Raw genomic sequence first — 19,021 nt, 5'->3', positions numbered from 1 at the left:
TCAACCTGTGAATTTATCGTGCTTGTTTTTTAGATAATCGCAGTAATAGTGAGGCCAACTGGTAAGGTTTAAATAATCAGGGGTTTGATTTTTCTTGTAACCAAGAAGAGCTCGAAGTCGCTCGTTAGCAATAGTGTAGCACTCCCTTTCTTCGTTGGTCATATCACTCCATTCCTTATTATCTAAGAATTCCCTTACCTTTTGAGCTTCTTTTATTAACTTATTTTTTTTGAAGGTATCTTCAGCTATATCTGATCTAACGTCACTTAAAATGCGATTGATTACATATATGGCTATTACAATAAGAAAAGCATATGTGAATGTAGACATGCATCACCTCGCTATTTAACGCGTAAGAGCCACTTTGATTGCCTCTATTGCTGTTGGCATTATCTGAGTAAGGAAAAATGCACCAACAACCCATAGTATTATTGAATTTTTTGCGCTAGTTACATCATTTTTTGTAGCATAATTTGATTTAATTACGGCAACATCTGTTTTCATTGAGACAACTTCTTTCTCAAGTTCTTTGATTCTTTGTTGCATATCATCACCTCCGCCATTTCCGCCACCATACATGCGATTTTCAAAAGGAACATCATGCGGGAATATTGGCTCTCTAGTTTTTATGTGAGTGGCGTATTCTTTACTCATTATTCTCAATCCATTTTAGCACAACACTTGCATTATAGGTCATGATGTAACCGCAATTTTCACACATAACCCAGTATTTATAGTTTTCTAAATTGAATTTATCATCGTCAGTGATAATCATCACAGAGTCGTAGCGAGCATGTTTTACCGCTATATGCTCACCTGTCCTTTTATCTATAAGCTCCATCTGGGGAAGGCTGATATCATGATGACCACAAGATAGACATGAAGAACTAGCACCAGTAGCTTTGAGAAAAGATGCAAATTTAGCAGTATTGACTTTCGCTAGTCTTTTAAGAAAGTCAAACCACTCTTTTTCGGTAGCTTCTTCGCTCATTTTTCGTCCTTTTCGTTATTGATATTTATGATTTTTTTTATACGGCTAATTTCATACTCTAGAGATTCAACTTTTTCTGCTAGGTCAGAAATAGTTAAAACATGGATATGTTTATTTCTATCAGCCCACGCCTCAAGCGCAGCAGTCATCTCCTGATTTGACGACCTGCCATTGGCTTCAGCTATTTCAGCGATTCTTTCTTTTAGCTCTACAGGTAATCGTAAATTAACCTGTGGATGCCTGTATCTTCTTTCTGTCATACCTACCCCTATATTTTTTTATAGATTAAGTAGGTATCTATTGACTATCAAGACGTACCCATTTACTATGTATGCGTACCAAATACAAAAGAATACAAGGATGAACAATGAAAAAGTCAAAGCCATCAACGGTTAGGTTCCCAGAAGAGATTAGAGAGTTACTAGAATTTTTAGCTAAAAAAAATGATAGAACTTTCAGCAAAGAGATAGTTAGCCGAATTCGTAGAACCTTGGAAGAGGACGGATTAGCTTGCTAGAAAAGGAAAACCCAACTTGCGCGAACAAGCTGGGCTTAGAGTTAGCTCGTAAATATTAGGAAAAACGAACTATGAATACTATATCAACAATTAACGTACCTTTCCACGGTAACAATTTATGTATCGTCAATCATGATGGTAGACCATACGTACCGATGAAACCAATTGTCGAAGGAATGGGGCTATCTTGGGAGCCGCAATTAAGAAAGCTAAATCAACGCTTTGCTAAAGGTATGATCAAAATGGTGATACCTTCAATTGGTGGTGCTCAAGAGACTGTTTGTTTAGCAATGCATAAATTAACGGGTTGGTTATTTTCAATCATGCCTAACAAAGTTAAACCTGAAATCCGCGATAAGGTAATCCAGTATCAAGAAGAATGCGACGACGTACTTTATGAATATTGGACTACTGGCGAAGTTAAGGCTAAGCCACGCAAACAGGTTAAACAAATCGCTGGTCGTATTAGTTCAGAGCAACAAGAAGCTATTAAGCAGCTAGTTTTAAATCGCGGTAAAGCATTACCTAAAGAGAAACAAGCAAAAGCAATGATAACTATGTGGTCATCGTTAAAAAGTCATTTTGGTTGCACGTACAAAGAAATTGATAGCGACAAGTTCACAGAGGCATTATCACTGGCTGCGCGTGTTCCGCTCGAAGGTGAGTATTTACCGAAGCAAGCTGAGCTACCTACGCCAAAGCTTGAGATTGATTATCCGCTTACTTGGTATCCAGACAATTTCCCATTTGTAGATATGTGCTTCTACAAAAACGGGCAATTAAAAGTAACTCAGTCAATGCTTACTGAGACCAAAAGCCCAAGCAAAGAAATTTTAAGCAAGTTAGAAAGTGCTGGCTACGATGTAACAGCAGCTAAGGCTGAAATTGAGTCACTACGCCACACTATGATTGAAATGTCATGGGCGCTAGGTCAAATAGCTTCTTTTGCCAAAATGAAAGATGTTGTGAACAAGACGTTTACAGCCTAACCACATAGCCCAAGGATGGGCTAACAAAACCAACCACGCCGCTTAATTGCGGTTTTTTTACGTCCTAATTTTAACAACACACCAGATTAACACTGGTGCGACTACTCACGCTTGGAGAAAGCAATGTCAGATATTATCCCTAATGTCGTCGTCTCGATGCCTTCGCAACAATTCACTCTCGCAAGGAAATTCCAAGCGGCGAGTAACGGAAAAATTTATATTGGTCAAATCGACAAAGACCCAACGATCCCAGAAAATCAAATTCAGGTGTATTTGGAAAATGAGGATGGAAGCACAATCCCTGTCGCTCAGCCGCTAATTATCAACCAAGCGGGCTACCCCGTTTATAATGGTCAGATTGCTAAATTCGTGACCGTGGAAGGCCACAGCATGGCTGTTTATGACAGCTACGGTGCACAGCAATTCTATTACCCTAATGTGCTGAAGTATGACCCTGATCAATTTAAATATCGATTAGGGGAGATGGATGGTTACAAAAACATAGGCTCATTCAACTCAATTAGTGAGCTAAGGCAATACAATGCATCTTCGCTAAACACTGGCTCGAGAGTGCTTGTTGATTCCTATATTGAGAACCAAGGGTATGGCGGTGGTTTCTTTCGCTATGATGCGGATAATACGGATGCTGATGACGGCGTGATGATTATAGCTCCTACCATTGGCTCTGGTAGATTTGTGCGAGAAGTTCTGGATAATCAGCTGTATATTTCTTATGAAATCGCTGGTGCGGATATCACGGGTGTAGAGCCCTCCGAAGATGCAATAGTACGCGCTCATTTAGTTGCTAACCGCTTGGGCGTGCAGCTAAAACAAAATCGCGGTAAGTTTCGTATATCAAAACCCGTTGAAGTCAGCGTAAAAACGGATGTGGACTTGAAGGGATCAGAGTTCGTTTTTGATGACGGATTGAATATTAACAAGATGTTCAACGTCAAGCCGACTGTTAATCTAATCGAAGCGAATGTTAATAACCAAAACTTTGTCAATGGGAATACTGTTGTTCCTGAGTTGGCTATTTACGAAAACGCTGTCGTATCAATTAACTCGAAAGATATTGATATTTACAGAAATGGTGATAGAAACTCGCCAGTTTATAAGCGAGATATTGTCGAAGTCAGGAAAGGGGGTACACTAAGTCACCCTTTAATTTACACAATGACAACACAAGTTTCAGTTGTTGTTAATCAACTTGAAAAAAGCAAATTAATATTTAATACGCCATCTATCACCATCGGAAACTCACTTATTGCATCATTCATCTACTCAACGCGCAATGATGTGACTGTAAATGCAAGCGGAGTCAAAAGAACAGATGATAGCCTTGTTAATCGCATCATCACTTATTTTGAGCCCCACAACTGTAGAGACAATGTCTTAGATGCAATAGCACTCGATAACACTAATCACTTTGAAACAGCTAGTGCGTATGGAATTTCAGGCGGCTCAGTGATACGTCAAGGTGCTAGAAACTATCACAGTGCTGGTGATTGGGGACTAATGGACGGTAACACTATCCGCGATGGTTTTGCTACTGACATTACCGGTGCTCGCGTGGGTGTTCACGCACAAGCTTTTAACTTCACTGCTGAGCGTTGCACTCTTAAAGAAAAAGCGATTCAAATTTCAGGCAGGGGCACATTAAAAGCAAGTGATTGTAAAAAGTTTTGCGTCGGTGTGGGTGGCACATCTGGATACGTGAATACGCTAATTGATTTACGTGCGGATTACGGGTCTGAGTGGGTTGGGGATATCATTGTTGACAATCCTGAGCTCAACTGTGGGGATTTAGCACTAACGGATGCGGAAACGGGTATTGTTCGCTTGCACGCTGATAATATCGACTTTGGTCGAGAGGTCTTTTATCCGAGAAGAATTATCATCAATGGAGGGTCACTAACAGCTTCTGCGAACAATAATGCTGCACCAACGGTGAATATTGTTGAGTTATTCAGATATCCAACGAGTCAAACGACATTCAGTCGAAAGCTGCCTCAGTTCATTAAAATTGTCGATTTAAATGTCAGAATACCCGCAGGCTCTGGCGTTGTAAGAATTAACCCCGTCCGCTTACCTGGTCAAGCTACGACAGGATTTTACGGGGATATGTCTGTTGAAGTCACTGGAAACATCTTCCCATCCTCAATCCCATCTGCGGTTATTGCAAGAACGGGTATTACACTAAACGTTGATATTGCAGATATATATCAAGCAACGACGGAGTATACGGCTAACTTTACTTTTAATAACTCAATAGTTGATGCTGTTTTCGTTAGTCCCGCAAGCTTTAGCTTAACACTAAATAGCTGTGATACTTTGAATATCGATGGGTTTGCGGGTGAAGGGAGAAACGGAAAAGGGATAGTATGTCACAATGCTTCAAGAATACGTGCTGGCAGGTATTCAGGCGGCGGTGTTACTCACATGTATCTTAATTCTCTATTCAAAGCGGGCGCAGGAAACATTGAGTTGTCGGGAGGAATAGCGAGAGCCTCGGGGAATTCAATAGAGAAAAGCGCACAGATAAGCTTCGCGGTAGGAGATACAAAAGAGCGTTTGGTTTACGGTTACTACAACGGAAGCAAGTTTGAACCGACAGCTTAACAAACCGTGCCGAAATTGTGACACAAAAATGAGAGGGGATTTCCCCTCTTTTTCATTCGAAATGAAGGGGTAAGTTATTGAAGTGTTTAGAATGAAATGTAGTATTTTGTTGTATAATAAATAAGCTGATAATAGTCTAATTAATTGATAGTTAGGTGTTTTTATTGTTTTTGTAACCTAATGGACTGATATGAGTAATCAAGTAGTACTCCTTTACCCAGTGGGTTCTTGATATGTGAATTGTACTGTAAATGCATGGGTAACATTTACTTTCAATTGTTTTTCAACTACATGGATACTTATTGCCGTGCTAAACGACCTAATTCAGGCGTAAAATCCTCATTACTTCGCCATGGGTTAATATCAAGCCCTCCACGGCGAGTATAACGTGCATAAACACTTAATTTATCGGGTTTACACAGTTGTGTAATATCATTAAAAATACGTTCAACACATTGTTCATGAAACTCATTATGATGGCGAAATGAAATTAAATAACGTAATAGGGCTTCACGATTAATTTTCGCACCGCAATAGTGAATTTGTACGGAGCCCCAATCAGGTTGATTAGTAATTAAACAATTTGATTTTAACAAATGGCTAACTAAGGTTTCTTCGACGATATCTTCTTGCGTACTATTTGTTAAGTAGTCACGGTTAAATTCATAATTATTGATATCAATTTCCTGATCATCAATACATATCCCTTGCAATGGTTGGATAGGTTGATGGGAAAAATCATCCAATTTATAAAGTGTAACGCTAACCTTACCATTAGCACAGCGGCTTAAATCATTTTGCAAAACGCTTCGCACATTTTCCCAAGTTTCAAAGCATGTTTGGTTAAAGCTGTTGAGATATAGCTTAAAACTTTTGGATTCAATAAGGTTTTCACTATGGGCATCAACACTGATTGAACCAATCGCAACTTGAGGGACACCACGTTGGTTTAGCCAAGAAAGCTCGTACATTGTCCAGATATCTGCACCATGAAAGGGAAGAGCATCGGCGTAGATCGCTAAAGGAGAGCGATTTAGGCTGCGAGGAACGGCTTGGAGTAATGTTGCATCATATTGGTCATGATAAGCCGTTTTTTTCCCTAACGTTAAATTATCAAGTGCGGGATTATTCTGGTAGTGTGACATATTGGTCCTTGTACTTCATAAACGAGAATGAGGTTAAAAGGCAGAAACTGGTACATTTTATTCGCCCGTAAACTTCTGCCATAATACCATTTATCCACCTTGTTGACGTCTTTCAATTTAACGCAGCTATAAAACCATATAAATATGAATACAACACTTTCTGTCGCATTGCATAACTTTACTGAGAAATATGTTTCTCAATGGCAACAACAAACTGGTTTACCGCCCGCTTCAACGGATTTATATGGTATTCCATCCCCTTGTATTGTTCGCACTGGCGAAAACTGGGTGTATTGGGAGCCTCAAACATTTCCAATTAAGGGTGCAACCTTGGATAAAGTCGCTACTGCATTAGATATCAATTTGCAAAGTGATATCCACACTTTTTATACCACTCAGTTAGCTGGTGATATGAAAGCGACATTTCGTGATATTACCCTTAATTTAGTGCAAGTTTGGAATGAGGATGACTTTATTCGCTTACAGGAAAATTTAATTGGCCATTTGGTCACTCAAAAGCGTTTAAAGCTGCCGCCAACGTTGTTTATTGCAACCTTAGATTCTGAACTTGAAATGATATCAATGTGTAATCTTAGTGGTGAAATAATCCTAGAAAAATTTGGTAGTAAAGAAAGACGAGTACTTTCTTCGAATTTAACCTGTTTTCTTGAAGAGCTGACTGTCATTGTGGAGCCAAAGGGGTAAGCATTTTATTACAACTTGGTGTAGGTAAAAGCTTACAATTAAGTTAAGCAATATCTTAAAGTTTTTTTCTTTTATAAGAATGATAATTATTTAACTTTTTATTTCATGGCGTTACTACCGTACGTGATATTTCATTTAATATTATTGAATTATTGCAAGCCATACTAGGTTGTTTTAGTAAGCGGTTTCATACATTCTTATCTCGCTGGACAGGGTAAGTCAGTTTAGCTTTTTATACCTAATTATAGGGTGTAAAAATCTTTAAAAGTAAGGCGAGGGATTGCTAAATAGGTTAAAACACCTATTAACATGCTTTTATTCAACAGGATGTTGAGTGACAGGATGTCATTTTGCAGGATGCATAAGTCCTAAAGCGTAAGCCAGTCAACCAAGGTTGACTGGCTTTTTTCCTGATAAATATTATAGAGTTAATAATAGGCTTTATTGGTTATGGTTCTTCAAGGCATTTTTATTAACGGCTAGTTATCATTTACATTCTTGCTAACGCAGGGCCTGCGAATGAAATATTAATGGCTGTTATGCTGGGAGTTTTTAGTTAATGACATAATAATTTCTTGGGTCATTGCATCGCGCAGCGCTTCGCGACGGCGAAACTCAGCTCGACGTTGGCTTTTGACTGATTCTATATCGCGTACAGGCTCTTGAATTGGCAATTGGAACCAGCCGTCTGCGGTTTGCGTCCCATTGCACTCTAACCAAAAAGTATCATAACTTGATTTTAAATGTTGGCTCTTAATATGGCATTGGTTAGAAACGCCTAATATTGATTTTACATGGAAAAAAGTAGCGACAGCATAAACTGCGGACATTAATAAATTCTTAGGTCTCATACCGTGCATTTGTTTAGTAATTAACCTAACTTGGTCAACACTTTGCTCGGTTGAAGGCCCTTGTAAGGAGCATACATAAAGTTGGCCTTCAGGGCCGAAAGAAAAACTCATTAAATAGATCTCATCACCTGTTTCATTTTTCAGGTGTAGAGTGAGGTCACCTTCTCTTGGGTATTGTGAATATATTAAGGTTAATTGAGCAAAATCCCCTGATTTTAACTCAATATTAGCCACAACAAGCCCTTCACGTTTATCACAAAACATGGCTTCGATAGCTTCAGGTTTAAATGTTGTTTCAACTAAATTAAGTGTATAGCTAGCCGTAAGCAACTTTTGCTTTCCAGTCCAAGCCTTATGAAGGTATTTATTAATCGGTCGTTCAATGAAATGAGGAACACCTTCAATTGCCGCCGAAAATTGAGCACAACGGTAGTTTTGGCACATTACCTGATAGTGTTTATATTGCTCAGTAGGAAGTTTAGTAATACGAATTTTTCTTTTTAATTCAACATATTTTGAGTTAAAAGCTCGCCAAACTTTATTTTCCTTACGCCACTGCTTTAGTAATCCCATAGATAAACCATTTTATTGTTAATTATTTTGTTTGCATTAAATTGAAAAACATTTGATTTTACTTTTATCAATCGAAACAAATCATCAACGAAACTTATCAAGTTAAGTCGAGCAGATAATTAAGCAGAAAATAATGGTATAGAGATATCAATAAACTTGTATTTCCTCGTTTTTAACCCCATTTATCCGACAGAATTGTGATGAAAAATAAAGTATATTTGCTTTGTGATAATTAAATAGGTTTAAGCATGAATATTGAACAACGCATTATTGAAAAACTTTGTCATCTAGAAGAGGAAATGAAATTAAAATCCCTTTGGAATGAACAGCCACCAAGTCCTGAAGCTTTTAAAAGTGTTGAACCCTTTTGTATTGATACAATGGAAGCTTCGGAATGGTTACAATGGGTTTTGATCCCTCGCTTGCAGATACTGATTGAGCAAAAAGCGGTATTGCCGACAAGCTTTGCAGTTGCCCCTTATTTTGAAGAGGCTTATAAGCATGACGAAGAAGAGCGTTATACATTGGTTATTCATCACTTGCGTGAGCTAGACGGCCTTTTTTCAGCGAAAACGAGCGGGTGAATAATTAATGCTGGAAATCATTTATCACGATGAGTATATGGTTGCGGTGAATAAACCGGCAGGTATGCTAGTGCATCGCAGTTGGTTAGATAGCAAAGAAACGGTGTTTGTCATGCAAACGCTGCGAGATCAAATTGGGCAATATGTGTATCCCATTCATCGGCTTGATAGGCCTACATCAGGTATATTGCTTTTTGCGTTGTCGAGTGAGGTTGCAAGGCTGTTAGCTGCACAGTTTGAAAGCCACCAGTTAGAAAAAGTATATCATGCTATCGTTCGTGGCTATTTAACCGAAGAGCAAACCATCGATTATCCACTCTTGGAAGAGTTAGATAAAATTGCGGATAAACACGCGTCTCGTGAGCCCGTTTTACAGGAATGTATTACTCATTGTAAGCCAATCGCCACCGTTGAATGCCCTATTGCTATCGGGCGCTACGACACATCTAGGTTCAGCTTGGTTGAATTAAGGCCGGAAACAGGCCGTAAGCATCAACTAAGAAGGCACATGTCTCACCTTCGTCATCCTATTATTGGCGATAGTAAACATGGTGATTTGCGGCAGAACCGGGGAGTTAATGCGAATTTTTCAGTATCACGACTGATGTTGCATGCCAGTTTATTAAATTTAAATCACCCGATAACAAAAGAAAATATATCACTAGTTGCGCCGTGGGACACACAATGGTTGTCATTAATTGAACAATTTGGGTGGTCAGATAAGGTTGTAAAGTTAGGAATAAACGTTATTAATTCGTCAAATGAATAAGAAATAGAGGGGGTGTTATGTCAAAAATAGGCATTTTTGTTGGAACTGTCTATGGTAACTCTTTGGCTGTTGCAGAAACGGCACAAGAAATTTTAGAACAGCAAGGGCATGAAGTGGTTGTCTTTGACGAACCTACCTTGAATGATTGGCAACACTACAATTCAGGTGAAGAAATTGCCTTAATTGTGACTTCATCTACAGGCCAAGGGGATTTGCCCGATACTATAGCGCCGTTGTTTAGTGAAATTAACGATGTTGTTGGTTATCAACCTGATTTACGTTACGGCCTAATTGCTTTAGGTGATAGCAGTTATGAAAGTTTTTGCGGGGCTGGGGTCCGTTTTGATGAACTATTAGCCGAACAATCAGCTACACGTATTGGTGATATTTTATTTATTGATGCAATTGAAGTGGACACGCCAGAAGAATATGCGAAGAGTTGGATTGAAGCTTGGGCTGAGCTACTTTAAATGCCTGCACCGTGGGATTACCCATATTTATAATAAATAGCGGTAATGCTACGGCGCAGTATATAATCACTTCGCCTGTAAATTATTTACGGGTAAGTTTTTCGAGGTCAGCTTCAATTTCTGCAATTTTATTTGAAACAACATGTTCTAAATGGCGTAAGTCATCAAGAATTTTGTGTTTTAAATCAATATCAGTTTGCTCTGTTTGGCAAATTTGGTCTAGTTCTTCAATCGCATAACGTAGGTTAGTATTGATCTCGTTAATTTCTTTGAAATTATTACCGCCATCGGCAATCGTTTTACGTTGGCGTGGGTATTTGAATTTTACGCTTTTAGCGAAAAACTCCCCTTTATCTTTGCGAAAATAGATTTTTAAAATGTCATTATTCGCTTCTTGACGCAAGGAATAGCGGTCAATGTCTTGGGGGTTACTGATGCCTAAACTTTTCAAATTATCGTACATGTTAGCTCGCTTTACTGTAGGAACAGAGTCGGTAAACAAAGTGATAGTGTGAGCAAGGCCGTAACAATATCGGTCTATTTCCCTTTATGGTACTACTGGTTTAAAGACGTAGGTTGGAAATACCCTATTACGTCATTTTGCAATAGCATCATTATAATGAAAAATAAAATAATACAGTTTTATTGATGGTAAACGGCAAAAGTCACGGACATATTATGCGCGATTTCTTGAAATTGACAAACTTCTCTTTGCAATTAATGCACTCAGATGAACCACAAAATGAAATATTAACGAAAGTGTATTGAATATGGCCACCCGATTTGCATACAAGGTATGCGCTTCGGGATAGCTTCATGTTTAACCTAATTACTATGAAATGATTACAAAAACTGAGTAATAGGTTTTTAGATGGTAAGTAGTGGCTGATAGGAATTATTCATCAATACTTCTTAATAATTCATTGATCCCTACTTTACCCCGTGTTTTTTCGTCGACCTTTTTAACAATAACAGCACAGTAAAGGCTATAGCTACCGTCTTTGGAAGGCAAGTTACCGGAAACAACGACAGACCCCGCAGGTACACGACCGTAAAAGATTTCGCCAGTTTCGCGATCATAAATTTTTGTGCTTTGTCCCAGATAAACCCCCATTGAAATAACGGAGCCTTCTTCAACAATCACACCCTCAACCACTTCTGAGCGAGCACCAATAAAGCAGTTATCTTCAATTATTGTTGGGTTTGCTTGTAATGGTTCTAAAACACCACCAATGCCAACGCCGCCAGATAAGTGAACATTTTTACCAATTTGCGCACAAGAGCCGACTGTCGCCCATGTATCAACCATGGTGCCTTCATCAACATAAGCCCCTATGTTGACGTATGATGGCATTAAGACGCTATTTTTAGCAATGTAAGCCCCTTTACGTACAGCGGCTGGTGGAACAACGCGAAAACCTTCTTTTTCGAAGCGAGCTTGGTCGTAGTCGGCAAATTTCATTGGGACTTTATCGAAATAACGGCTTTCAGCGCCATCAATGACTTGGTTATCTTGAATACGAAATGATAACAACACGGCTTTTTTGAGCCATTGATGTGTAACCCAAACACCAGCAATTTTTTCTGCGACACGTAATTTACCGCTATCAAGTAATGCAATAGTCTCTAAAACGGCTTGTTTTACTGGTATAGAGACGGTATTTGGTGTAATACTGCTTCTATCTTCGAATGCTTGTTCAATGATCGCCTGTAAATGCTGCATTGATTGTATTTCCCTCTTGAATGACATGAAAGTAAGCGTTGACCGCAATAATGCGATGAGCGCTATATTTTATCCTTCGATTTTAGGGCTTCTGTCAACCTTTCTGATAACTCTTGTTGCATATTTTTACTTAAGGCTTGGTGCTCTTTATCTGCTAACACAAAGAAATCTTCAACTTTTTCGCCAATAGTGGTGATCCGTGCGCCATATAGCGAAATTTCCATTTGAGCAAAAACATGCCCAATTCGCGCTAATAACCCTGGTTGATCTAAGGCAAATAATTCCATATAGGTACGGCGATCATTCGTTGAATGTAAAAAATTGACTTTTGTTGGAACCGTAAAATGACGTAATTTAGATGGAATAGTGCGTGGTTTTGGTAGCGAAATTTCAGGTTGTTGCACCGCTAGCAACAACATTTTACGGATATGTTCATATCTATCTTTCGACAATGCATTCCCGTTAGGCTCTAACACCACAAAAGTATCCATTGCCATATTATCTTTATTAGTAAAGATCTGCGCACTGTGAATACTTAAATTACGCCTATCAAGTTCACTAGCAACAGCTGCAAATAAATGGGGTTTATCATGGCACCAAATAAAAATTTCAGTGCCACCATGTTTAGGTTGGGTGCTTATCAGGACAAGCGGTTGGCTTAAATCATGCGCTAGCAAATGTTTGGCGTGCCAAGCCAGTTGTGATGGGGTGTGACGCAAAAAATAGTCGGCGTGACAACGGGACCAAAGCGCTTGCAATTTTTCTTCGTTAGTAGGGGACTGCCGTAATAATGATAAAGCTTGATAACGGTGATGGCGGATACGTTGGCGCAAATCAGGCGTGCTTTGCATCCCTTGATTTAACTGGTGTTCAGTGGATAAAAATAACTCGCGGATTAAACTTTGTTTCCAGCTATTCCATAATGTGCTGTTGGTCGCGCAAATATCAGCGACGGTCAAACACATTAAATAATTAAGACGCGAAACTGTTTTTACTTCAGCTGCAAACTGCTTAATGATATCGGGGTCTTGAATGTCACGCCTTTGAGCGGTTACTGACATCAGTAAGTGGTTTTTTACTAACCAAGCGGCAAGACCTGCTTCTTTGCTCGAAAAACCATGTAATAAGGCGAAGTCATACACAAATTCGGCTCCAAGATCAGAATGATCTCCTGAACGCCCTTTAGCAATATCATGGAAAATAGCGGCTAGCCGTAAAATCTCAGGTTGAAGTAATTTAGGGTAAACACTGACACAAAGCGGGTGATCGCGGCGATTTTCTTCTAGGGTAAAACTATCAATTTTTTGCAAGACGCGAATTGTGTGTTCATCGACGGTATAAGCATGGAATAGGTCGAATTGCATTTGGCCAACAATATTGCTCCAAAGAGGCGTATAAGCGCTTAGGACACTGTGAAGGTGCATAGGGACAAACGCACCTTTGATTGCTCTAGGATGGCATAATATTTTTAGGAATAGTTTTCGTGCTTCTGGTAGTTCACAGAGCGGCTTCACAAGATTTCGTCGCGCAAAACGTAATTGCCGTAAAGTGGTTGAGTAAATCCCTGTAATATTGGGATAGCGGGCCATTTGGTAGAACATTTTTAAGATAGTGGCAGGCTGGTTAATGAATAGGTCATCATCAATCATATCAATTAACGAGCCACGAAGCTGGAATTGAGAATCAATAGGACGAGGCTTTTCATCGGGGTTGAGGGTCAAAATGGCTTCATCAAATAGTTGTAATAACATTTGATTTAGTTCTCTAACGCGCCGAGTGACACGATAAAAATCTTTCATCATTCGCTCAACAGGTTGGTTTTTATCACCTTGATAACCCAATAGATTGGCTACACTAAACTGGCGGTCAAATAACAGTCTATTATCATGGCGTTTAACCACTAAGTGTAAGGCGAAGCGAATTTTCCATAAAAAGACTAAACATTCTTTGAGTTCTTGGTGTTCCTCTTCGGTTAAAAAACCAAAACCCACCATTTCATCGACGGTTGTTGCCCCAAAGTGACGCCTACCTACCCATAGTAAGGTATGTATATCCCGCAAGCCACCAGGGCTGCTTTTAATATCAGGTTCTAAGTTGTAGCTAGTGCTATGGTAGCGTTGATGGCGTTCTTGTTGCTCTTCAATTTTAGCGGCAAAAAAGACAGCGGAAGGCCAAAATTCATCACTGAAAATCGTTTTTTGTAACTGTAAAAAGAGGGCGATGTCACCACAAATTAGCCTTGATTCAATTAAATTTGTTGCGGTTGTGAGGTCTGCATTGCCGGCTTCAATACATTCAGATAAAGAACGAACGCTATGACCAATATCAAAGCGAAGATCCCACAATAAAGTAATAAATTGCCCAATTTGAGCTGCTAATGTCTCAGGTAGTGGCTCTTTACTTAACACTAAGATATCAATATCAGAAAGTGGGTGCAGCTCATGACGGCCATAGCCACCAACCGCAATCAGTGACATCCCTGACTGTTTTTCAAATTTAAATGATTGCCAGAGACGAGTCAGTAAAGCATCGAGGTAGTCACTGCGAATATGAACTAGGTCAACGACATCTTTACCTTGGTTGAATGCTTCCTCTAGCCAATGGTCAAAATCATCGACATGTTGCCTTAAGGCACTGAGTTCAAGGTCGTGGGGACCAAATTGGTTTGGTGAGAGATAGGGAGTAGGAAGTGCCGTCATCTTTATCTTTCCGTAGTGATATCGATAGAAAAACTTATATCAGCTTACGGTTTTTTAGTAAAAATGAACAGAAAAAGAACCCCCTAATGTGAGGGGGTCTTCTTGGAATTAGGCGTTAACCAGAACCGCTGAGATAAATGGCTCTTCTTCTTTACGTAATGTTAAGATTTCACAACCGTTATCAGTAACGACTAAAGTGTGTTCATACTGTGCTGACCAACCTCGGTCTTTGGTTTTGACTGTCCAACCATCTTTCATGGTACGGATGCGGTGATCGCCAGTATTAACCATAGGTTCGATGGTAAATGCCATGCCTTTTTGTAGCACCACTCCACTATCATCAGCATCATAATGTAGAACTTGTGGTTCTTCATGGAACCCTTCGCCAATACCATGGCCACAATATTCACGTACAACTGAAAAGTCTTGTTTTTCAACAAACTCTTGGATGGCCTTTCCTAGGGTGCGTAAGCGAATACCCGGTTTAACCAGACGTAGGGCTAAGTACAGGCTATCTAATGTGACTTGGCAAAGACGCTCGCCTTGGATAGTCGGTTTCCCAACAATGAACATTTTAGACGTATCACCGTGGAAACCATTTTTGATCACCGTAACATCGATATTAACGATATCACCATCTTTTAAAATTTTATCTTCACTAGGAATTCCATGACAAATGACATCATTGACGGAAATACAAACGGATTTAGGGAAACCGTGATAGTTAAGACAGGCAGGGATAGCTTGCTGCGTTTCAACGATGTGTTGATGACAGAGGCGGTCCAATTCACCAGTGCTGACGCCCGGCACAACATGTGGCGCAATCATTTCTAACACTTCCGCTGCTAGCCTACCCGCAACACGCATTTTCTGAATATCTTCTTCAGTTTTGATAATAATAGCCATGAGTTTAATCCATTCATGCCACATATATTAATGGCATGTTTAATAAAGGGGGGTGAAAATAGGTTTGGTACCTTTTTTACATCAATAACACTTATGGTAACAGCCACCGCATTTCCTGCCAACTAGCTATCGATAGGAACCGATAGATTAAGTGTTTTTTAGATAGGTGAGTAGGGCGCTGAGGCTATACTCACCTAAGTGTTTTATAGCACAAAATGCACAGTAATGATGAAGATATCTTGAACGGAGAAATAACACCGATAGAAAATAAGATTTTTACTCTACCAGCGTTTTTACCCTGCCCAAATAGCGTCTATAATTGATTAATGGGAATATCATATTTCCCGAGTGAACCGCTTTTTAATCAATCTGCTTTTTTGTCATTTTTGTTAGCGAAAAAAACAACAAAAGTTGGCTTCTAAGTTGGATTTATGGTATAAAGCGCGCCGGCAATCCATATTATTTCTTCTCACTTTTTTGTGCATCAATGAATGCTGCTCAAATGTTGTTAGTCGGATAGAAAATTGGATATGCGATAAACTTAAACTCAATTGTGTAATAACACACACAAATCGACACGTGCTCCGGGGTGCTCTTATGCGTTTAAACGCAGCCATAGAGTCGGTAGCATGGGATTTGTGGAGGCATAACCCCAATTACTTATATACAGAGGTATTAAATGGCAACTGTTTCCATGCGCGATATGTTACAAGCGGGCGTACACTTTGGTCACCAGACTCGTTACTGGAACCCAAAAATGAAACCTTTCATTTTCGGCGCTCGTAACAAAGTTCATATCATCAACCTGGAAAAGACTGTTCCAATGTTCAACGAAGCTTTGGCTGAGTTAACTAAAATTGCTTCTCGTAAAGGCAAAATTCTGTTTGTCGGTACTAAACGTGCTGCAAGCGAAGCCGTTCAAGAAGCTGCTAACAGCTGTGATCAGTATTTCGTTAACCACCGTTGGTTAGGTGGGATGCTGACTAACTGGAAAACTGTTCGTCAGTCAATCAAACGTCTGAAAGATTTAGAAGTTCAGTCGCAAGACGGTACTTTCGATAAACTGACCAAGAAAGAAGCGCTGATGCGTACTCGTGAACTTGGTAAGTTAGAAAACAGCTTAGGTGGTATCAAAGATATGGGCGGTTTACCTGACGCTCTGTTCGTTATCGATGCAGACCACGAACACATTGCTATCAAAGAAGCAAACAATCTGGGTATCCCAGTATTTGCTATCGTAGATACTAACTCTGATCCAGATGGTATCGATTTCGTTATCCCTGGTAACGATGATGCAATCCGTGCAATCAAACTGTATCTGGGCGCTGTAGCAAGCACCGTTCGTGAAGGCCGTTCACAAGATCTGGCTGTTCAAGCAGAAGAAAGCTTAGTAGAAGCTGAATAATAAGGCTTAAGTCCTTATTTATAGGTATTGCTATACAGGTACTGCTATATGTTAGAAGGGGCCTGATAAAGGCCCCTTTTATATATGAATCAGAACTATCCACGTGAGGAAGACTCTCACGGGGAATATCGAGGAATAAATCACATGTCTGGAATTACCGCTGCATTGGTAAAAGAACTGCGTGAACGTACTGGCGCAGGTATGATGGAATGTAAAAAAGCACTTGTTGAAGCTAATGGCGACATCGAATTAGCGATCGATAACATGCGTAAATCAGGTCAAGCAAAAGCGGCTAAAAAAGCAGGTCGTGTTGCAGCTGAAGGTGTTATCCTGACCGAAGTTTTCAACGATGGCAAAACAGGCGCTCTGATCGAGCTGAACTGTGAAACTGACTTCGTTGCTAAAGATGCTGGTTTCTTAGCATTTGGTAAAGAAGTTTTAGCATCTGTTGTTGCGGACAAAAATGCAGATATCGAAGCGCTGAAAGCAAAATTCGAAGAAGCTCGTACAACTTTAGTTGCTAAAATCGGTGAAAATATCAATATCCGTCGTGTTGATATTCTGGAAGGCGCACAAGTAGGTAGCTACCTGCACGGTGCTCGTATTGGTGTTTTAGTCGCTGGCGAAGGCGCAGACGAAGAATTACTAAAACACATTGCTATGCACATCGCTGCAAGCAAACCTGAATATGTGACTCCAGATGATGTACCTGCGGATGTTGTTGCTCATGAGCATCAAATCCAGTTAGACATCGCAATGCAATCTGGTAAACCACGCGAAATCGCTGAAAAAATGGTTACTGGTCGCATGAACAAATTCACTGGCGAAATCTCTTTGACTGGCCAGCCTTTCGTAATGGACCCAAGCAAATCTGTTGGTGACTTACTGAAAGAAAAAGGTGCTACTGTTTCTAACTTCATCCGTTATGAAGTTGGTGAAGGTATCGAAAAAGTTGAAACTGACTTTGCAGCAGAAGTTGCTGCAATGAGCAAGTAAGCAACTTAAGGGCCGCCGATTGGCGGCTCTGTTTTATACACGTTATATTTCAAGCTGTATTAGCCTTGTTTTACGACTGCAAACGGAGAATAACTCCGCCCTCGGAGCCGTTGACATAACAGCAACATGTAGCTCGAACTATTTAGTGTATAACTGTCGTATTCTAATTTTAAATTTAGGTACGTAGAAAACCATTATTCTACGTGTGTTACCCCAATAAATAATCTGTTAGGACAGAACACCATGGCAACCAATGCAAAACCCGTTTATCAACGTATTCTGCTTAAATTAAGTGGCGAAGCCTTACAAGGTGCAGAAGGTTTTGGTATCGATGCTAGCGTTTTAGATCGTATGGCTCAGGAAATTAAAGAACTCATAGAACTGGGTATACAGGTCGGTGTGGTTATTGGCGGTGGTAACCTGTTTCGTGGTGCTGGTTTGGCACAAGCTGGCATGAACCGTGTTGTCGGCGACCACATGGGGATGTTAGCGACAGTGATGAACGGGCTCGCTATGCGTGATGCGTTACACCGTGCATATGTGAATGCAAGGTTAATGTCTGCAATTCCACTAAACGGTGTCTGTGATAATTATAGCTGGGCTGAAGCAATCAGCTTATTACGCCACGGCCGTGTTGTTATTTTTTCTGCCGGAACAGGGAATCCATTTTTTACAACGGACTCAGCGGCATGTCTACGTGGGATTGAAATTGAAGCGGATGTGGTATTAAAAGCCACTAAAGTTGATGGTGTATATTCAGCAGATCCAGCTAAAGACCCTGAAGCAGTTCTTTATGAAACCCTGAGCTATCAAGATGTTCTGGAACGTGAACTTAAAGTGATGGACTTAGCTGCCTTCACTCTGGCGCGCGATCATAACTTACCTATTCGTGTTTTTAACATGAATAAGCCGGGCGCTTTACGCCGTGCCGTAATGGGTGAAAATGAAGGTACCCTGATTTCTCACAATTAATACTCAGAGACATAACCTGAGTTTAAATGTATTATCTAACATAAATTCAGACTATTTAAGCGAGGTCGCATCGCGGCCTTTAATAACCAGTTCTTAAGGGTTGA

General features: G+C 39.9%; 20 protein-coding genes. 10 read left to right on the top strand and 10 right to left on the bottom strand.

Annotation, left to right across the window (positions count from 1 at the left end):
- The 4 genes from ACPEH5_RS20545 to ACPEH5_RS20530 are packed head-to-tail and all read right to left on the bottom strand — an operon-like array spanning position 1 to position 1,251.
- Positions 1 to 330: a hypothetical protein gene (locus ACPEH5_RS20545; RefSeq protein ID WP_281111274.1), complete on the bottom strand. Its 330-nt coding sequence runs from the start codon at positions 328 to 330 to the stop codon at positions 1 to 3.
- Between the two features lie 15 nt (positions 331 to 345).
- Positions 346 to 654 (bottom strand): hypothetical protein, encoded by a 309-nt coding sequence (locus ACPEH5_RS20540; RefSeq protein ID WP_281111273.1) that lies wholly within the window; start codon positions 652 to 654, stop codon positions 346 to 348.
- Entirely contained in the window at positions 647 to 991 is a 345-nt protein-coding gene (locus tag ACPEH5_RS20535; protein ID WP_281111272.1) for a hypothetical protein, read from the bottom strand. The genes ACPEH5_RS20540 and ACPEH5_RS20535 overlap by 8 nt, the downstream gene beginning before the upstream one ends.
- Complete coding sequence (locus tag ACPEH5_RS20530; RefSeq protein ID WP_281111271.1) at positions 988 to 1,251, bottom strand: Arc family DNA-binding protein; 264 nt, start codon at positions 1,249 to 1,251, stop codon at positions 988 to 990. Before ACPEH5_RS20530 ends, ACPEH5_RS20535 begins: the two co-directional genes overlap by 4 nt.
- Before the next feature lie 107 nt (positions 1,252 to 1,358).
- On the opposite strand from ACPEH5_RS20530, the gene ACPEH5_RS20525 reads away from it, so the two are divergent.
- The 3 genes from ACPEH5_RS20525 (at position 1,359) to ACPEH5_RS20515 (ending at position 5,119) form a co-directional block, all read left to right on the top strand.
- Complete coding sequence (locus ACPEH5_RS20525) at positions 1,359 to 1,508, top strand: Arc family DNA-binding protein (protein ID WP_004255403.1); 150 nt, start codon at positions 1,359 to 1,361, stop codon at positions 1,506 to 1,508.
- Positions 1,509 to 1,579: 71 nt separating this feature from the next.
- On the top strand, positions 1,580 to 2,497 hold the full coding sequence (locus ACPEH5_RS20520; RefSeq protein WP_281111270.1) for a phage antirepressor N-terminal domain-containing protein: 918 nt from the start codon (positions 1,580 to 1,582) through the stop codon (positions 2,495 to 2,497).
- Between the two features lie 123 nt (positions 2,498 to 2,620).
- On the top strand, positions 2,621 to 5,119 hold the full coding sequence (locus ACPEH5_RS20515) for a phage tailspike protein (RefSeq protein WP_348638187.1): 2,499 nt from the start codon (positions 2,621 to 2,623) through the stop codon (positions 5,117 to 5,119).
- 299 nt (positions 5,120 to 5,418) lie between these two features.
- On the opposite strand, the gene queF is transcribed toward ACPEH5_RS20515, so the two are convergent.
- Positions 5,419 to 6,264 carry an NADPH-dependent 7-cyano-7-deazaguanine reductase QueF gene (queF, locus tag ACPEH5_RS20510; protein WP_129466376.1) on the bottom strand — a complete coding sequence of 282 codons (846 nt, stop codon included), beginning with the start codon at positions 6,262 to 6,264 and terminating at the stop codon, positions 5,419 to 5,421.
- Between the two features lie 144 nt (positions 6,265 to 6,408).
- On the opposite strand from queF, the gene syd reads away from it, so the two are divergent.
- Entirely contained in the window at positions 6,409 to 6,969 is a 561-nt protein-coding gene (gene syd, locus ACPEH5_RS20505; protein ID WP_042848996.1) for a SecY-interacting protein, read from the top strand.
- Between the two features lie 527 nt (positions 6,970 to 7,496).
- Here syd and ACPEH5_RS20500 read toward each other — a convergent pair.
- On the bottom strand, positions 7,497 to 8,393 hold the full coding sequence (locus ACPEH5_RS20500; RefSeq protein WP_042848995.1) for a DUF535 family protein: 897 nt from the start codon (positions 8,391 to 8,393) through the stop codon (positions 7,497 to 7,499).
- Positions 8,394 to 8,641: 248 nt separating this feature from the next.
- Between ACPEH5_RS20500 and ACPEH5_RS20495 the strand changes: the two genes are divergently transcribed.
- The 3 genes from ACPEH5_RS20495 to ACPEH5_RS20485 are packed head-to-tail and all read left to right on the top strand — an operon-like array spanning position 8,642 to position 10,216.
- Complete coding sequence (locus ACPEH5_RS20495; protein ID WP_042848994.1) at positions 8,642 to 8,977, top strand: YqcC family protein; 336 nt, start codon at positions 8,642 to 8,644, stop codon at positions 8,975 to 8,977.
- A gap of 7 nt (positions 8,978 to 8,984) precedes the next feature.
- Entirely contained in the window at positions 8,985 to 9,746 is a 762-nt protein-coding gene (gene truC, locus ACPEH5_RS20490) for a tRNA pseudouridine(65) synthase TruC (RefSeq protein WP_042848993.1), read from the top strand.
- 17 nt (positions 9,747 to 9,763) lie between these two features.
- The gene (locus tag ACPEH5_RS20485) at positions 9,764 to 10,216 is read left to right on the top strand and encodes a flavodoxin (protein WP_042848992.1); all 453 of its coding nucleotides are present in this window, start codon (positions 9,764 to 9,766) and stop codon (positions 10,214 to 10,216) included.
- Positions 10,217 to 10,298: 82 nt separating this feature from the next.
- Here ACPEH5_RS20485 and ACPEH5_RS20480 read toward each other — a convergent pair whose 3' ends face one another.
- From ACPEH5_RS20480 to map, 4 genes are all read right to left on the bottom strand, one after another.
- Positions 10,299 to 10,679 (bottom strand): DUF3461 family protein, encoded by a 381-nt coding sequence (locus ACPEH5_RS20480; protein ID WP_042848991.1) that lies wholly within the window; start codon positions 10,677 to 10,679, stop codon positions 10,299 to 10,301.
- A 432-nt stretch (positions 10,680 to 11,111) separates the two neighbouring features.
- Positions 11,112 to 11,939, bottom strand: a complete 828-nt coding sequence (gene dapD, locus ACPEH5_RS20475; protein ID WP_042848990.1) for a 2,3,4,5-tetrahydropyridine-2,6-dicarboxylate N-succinyltransferase — start codon at positions 11,937 to 11,939, stop codon at positions 11,112 to 11,114.
- 62 nt (positions 11,940 to 12,001) lie between these two features.
- The gene (glnD, locus tag ACPEH5_RS20470; protein ID WP_129466375.1) at positions 12,002 to 14,638 is read right to left on the bottom strand and encodes a bifunctional uridylyltransferase/uridylyl-removing protein GlnD; all 2,637 of its coding nucleotides are present in this window, start codon (positions 14,636 to 14,638) and stop codon (positions 12,002 to 12,004) included.
- A 108-nt stretch (positions 14,639 to 14,746) separates the two neighbouring features.
- Complete coding sequence (map, locus tag ACPEH5_RS20465) at positions 14,747 to 15,544, bottom strand: type I methionyl aminopeptidase (protein WP_042848988.1); 798 nt, start codon at positions 15,542 to 15,544, stop codon at positions 14,747 to 14,749.
- Positions 15,545 to 16,223: 679 nt separating this feature from the next.
- Between map and rpsB the strand changes: the two genes are divergently transcribed.
- The 3 genes from rpsB (at position 16,224) to pyrH (ending at position 18,917) form a co-directional block, all read left to right on the top strand.
- Positions 16,224 to 16,949: a 30S ribosomal protein S2 gene (rpsB, locus tag ACPEH5_RS20460; RefSeq protein ID WP_004257504.1), complete on the top strand. Its 726-nt coding sequence runs from the start codon at positions 16,224 to 16,226 to the stop codon at positions 16,947 to 16,949.
- Between the two features lie 144 nt (positions 16,950 to 17,093).
- Positions 17,094 to 17,945 (top strand): translation elongation factor Ts, encoded by an 852-nt coding sequence (tsf, locus tag ACPEH5_RS20455; protein ID WP_042848987.1) that lies wholly within the window; start codon positions 17,094 to 17,096, stop codon positions 17,943 to 17,945.
- Between the two features lie 243 nt (positions 17,946 to 18,188).
- A complete protein-coding gene (gene pyrH / locus ACPEH5_RS20450) occupies positions 18,189 to 18,917 on the top strand; it encodes a UMP kinase (protein WP_042848986.1) in 729 nt (242 codons plus the stop codon).
- Positions 18,918 to 19,021: the final 104 nt, after the last annotated feature.

Source organism: Providencia sp. NPDC089933 (assembly GCF_049545585.1).
GTDB classification, from domain to species: domain Bacteria; phylum Pseudomonadota; class Gammaproteobacteria; order Enterobacterales; family Enterobacteriaceae; genus Providencia; species Providencia huashanensis.
This window is presented reverse-complemented; position numbering and strand designations above follow the sequence as displayed.

What these genes read in the sequence shown, in the direction of transcription:
- ACPEH5_RS20545 (WP_281111274.1), bottom strand. Translation starts at nt 330, where the DNA reads ATGTCTACATTCACATATGCTTTTCTTATTGTAATAGCCATATATGTA.
- ACPEH5_RS20540 (WP_281111273.1), bottom strand. Translation starts at nt 654, where the DNA reads ATGAGTAAAGAATACGCCACTCACATAAAAACTAGAGAGCCAATATTC.
- ACPEH5_RS20535 (WP_281111272.1), bottom strand. Translation starts at nt 991, where the DNA reads ATGAGCGAAGAAGCTACCGAAAAAGAGTGGTTTGACTTTCTTAAAAGA.
- ACPEH5_RS20530 (WP_281111271.1), bottom strand. Translation starts at nt 1,251, where the DNA reads ATGACAGAAAGAAGATACAGGCATCCACAGGTTAATTTACGATTACCT.
- ACPEH5_RS20525 (WP_004255403.1), top strand. Translation starts at nt 1,359, where the DNA reads ATGAAAAAGTCAAAGCCATCAACGGTTAGGTTCCCAGAAGAGATTAGA.
- ACPEH5_RS20520 (WP_281111270.1), top strand. Translation starts at nt 1,580, where the DNA reads ATGAATACTATATCAACAATTAACGTACCTTTCCACGGTAACAATTTA.
- ACPEH5_RS20515 (WP_348638187.1), top strand. Translation starts at nt 2,621, where the DNA reads ATGTCAGATATTATCCCTAATGTCGTCGTCTCGATGCCTTCGCAACAA.
- queF (WP_129466376.1), bottom strand. Translation starts at nt 6,264, where the DNA reads ATGTCACACTACCAGAATAATCCCGCACTTGATAATTTAACGTTAGGG.
- syd (WP_042848996.1), top strand. Translation starts at nt 6,409, where the DNA reads ATGAATACAACACTTTCTGTCGCATTGCATAACTTTACTGAGAAATAT.
- ACPEH5_RS20500 (WP_042848995.1), bottom strand. Translation starts at nt 8,393, where the DNA reads ATGGGATTACTAAAGCAGTGGCGTAAGGAAAATAAAGTTTGGCGAGCT.
- ACPEH5_RS20495 (WP_042848994.1), top strand. Translation starts at nt 8,642, where the DNA reads ATGAATATTGAACAACGCATTATTGAAAAACTTTGTCATCTAGAAGAG.
- truC (WP_042848993.1), top strand. Translation starts at nt 8,985, where the DNA reads ATGCTGGAAATCATTTATCACGATGAGTATATGGTTGCGGTGAATAAA.
- ACPEH5_RS20485 (WP_042848992.1), top strand. Translation starts at nt 9,764, where the DNA reads ATGTCAAAAATAGGCATTTTTGTTGGAACTGTCTATGGTAACTCTTTG.
- ACPEH5_RS20480 (WP_042848991.1), bottom strand. Translation starts at nt 10,679, where the DNA reads ATGTACGATAATTTGAAAAGTTTAGGCATCAGTAACCCCCAAGACATT.
- dapD (WP_042848990.1), bottom strand. Translation starts at nt 11,939, where the DNA reads ATGCAGCATTTACAGGCGATCATTGAACAAGCATTCGAAGATAGAAGC.
- glnD (WP_129466375.1), bottom strand. Translation starts at nt 14,638, where the DNA reads ATGACGGCACTTCCTACTCCCTATCTCTCACCAAACCAATTTGGTCCC.
- map (WP_042848988.1), bottom strand. Translation starts at nt 15,544, where the DNA reads ATGGCTATTATTATCAAAACTGAAGAAGATATTCAGAAAATGCGTGTT.
- rpsB (WP_004257504.1), top strand. Translation starts at nt 16,224, where the DNA reads ATGGCAACTGTTTCCATGCGCGATATGTTACAAGCGGGCGTACACTTT.
- tsf (WP_042848987.1), top strand. Translation starts at nt 17,094, where the DNA reads ATGTCTGGAATTACCGCTGCATTGGTAAAAGAACTGCGTGAACGTACT.
- pyrH (WP_042848986.1), top strand. Translation starts at nt 18,189, where the DNA reads ATGGCAACCAATGCAAAACCCGTTTATCAACGTATTCTGCTTAAATTA.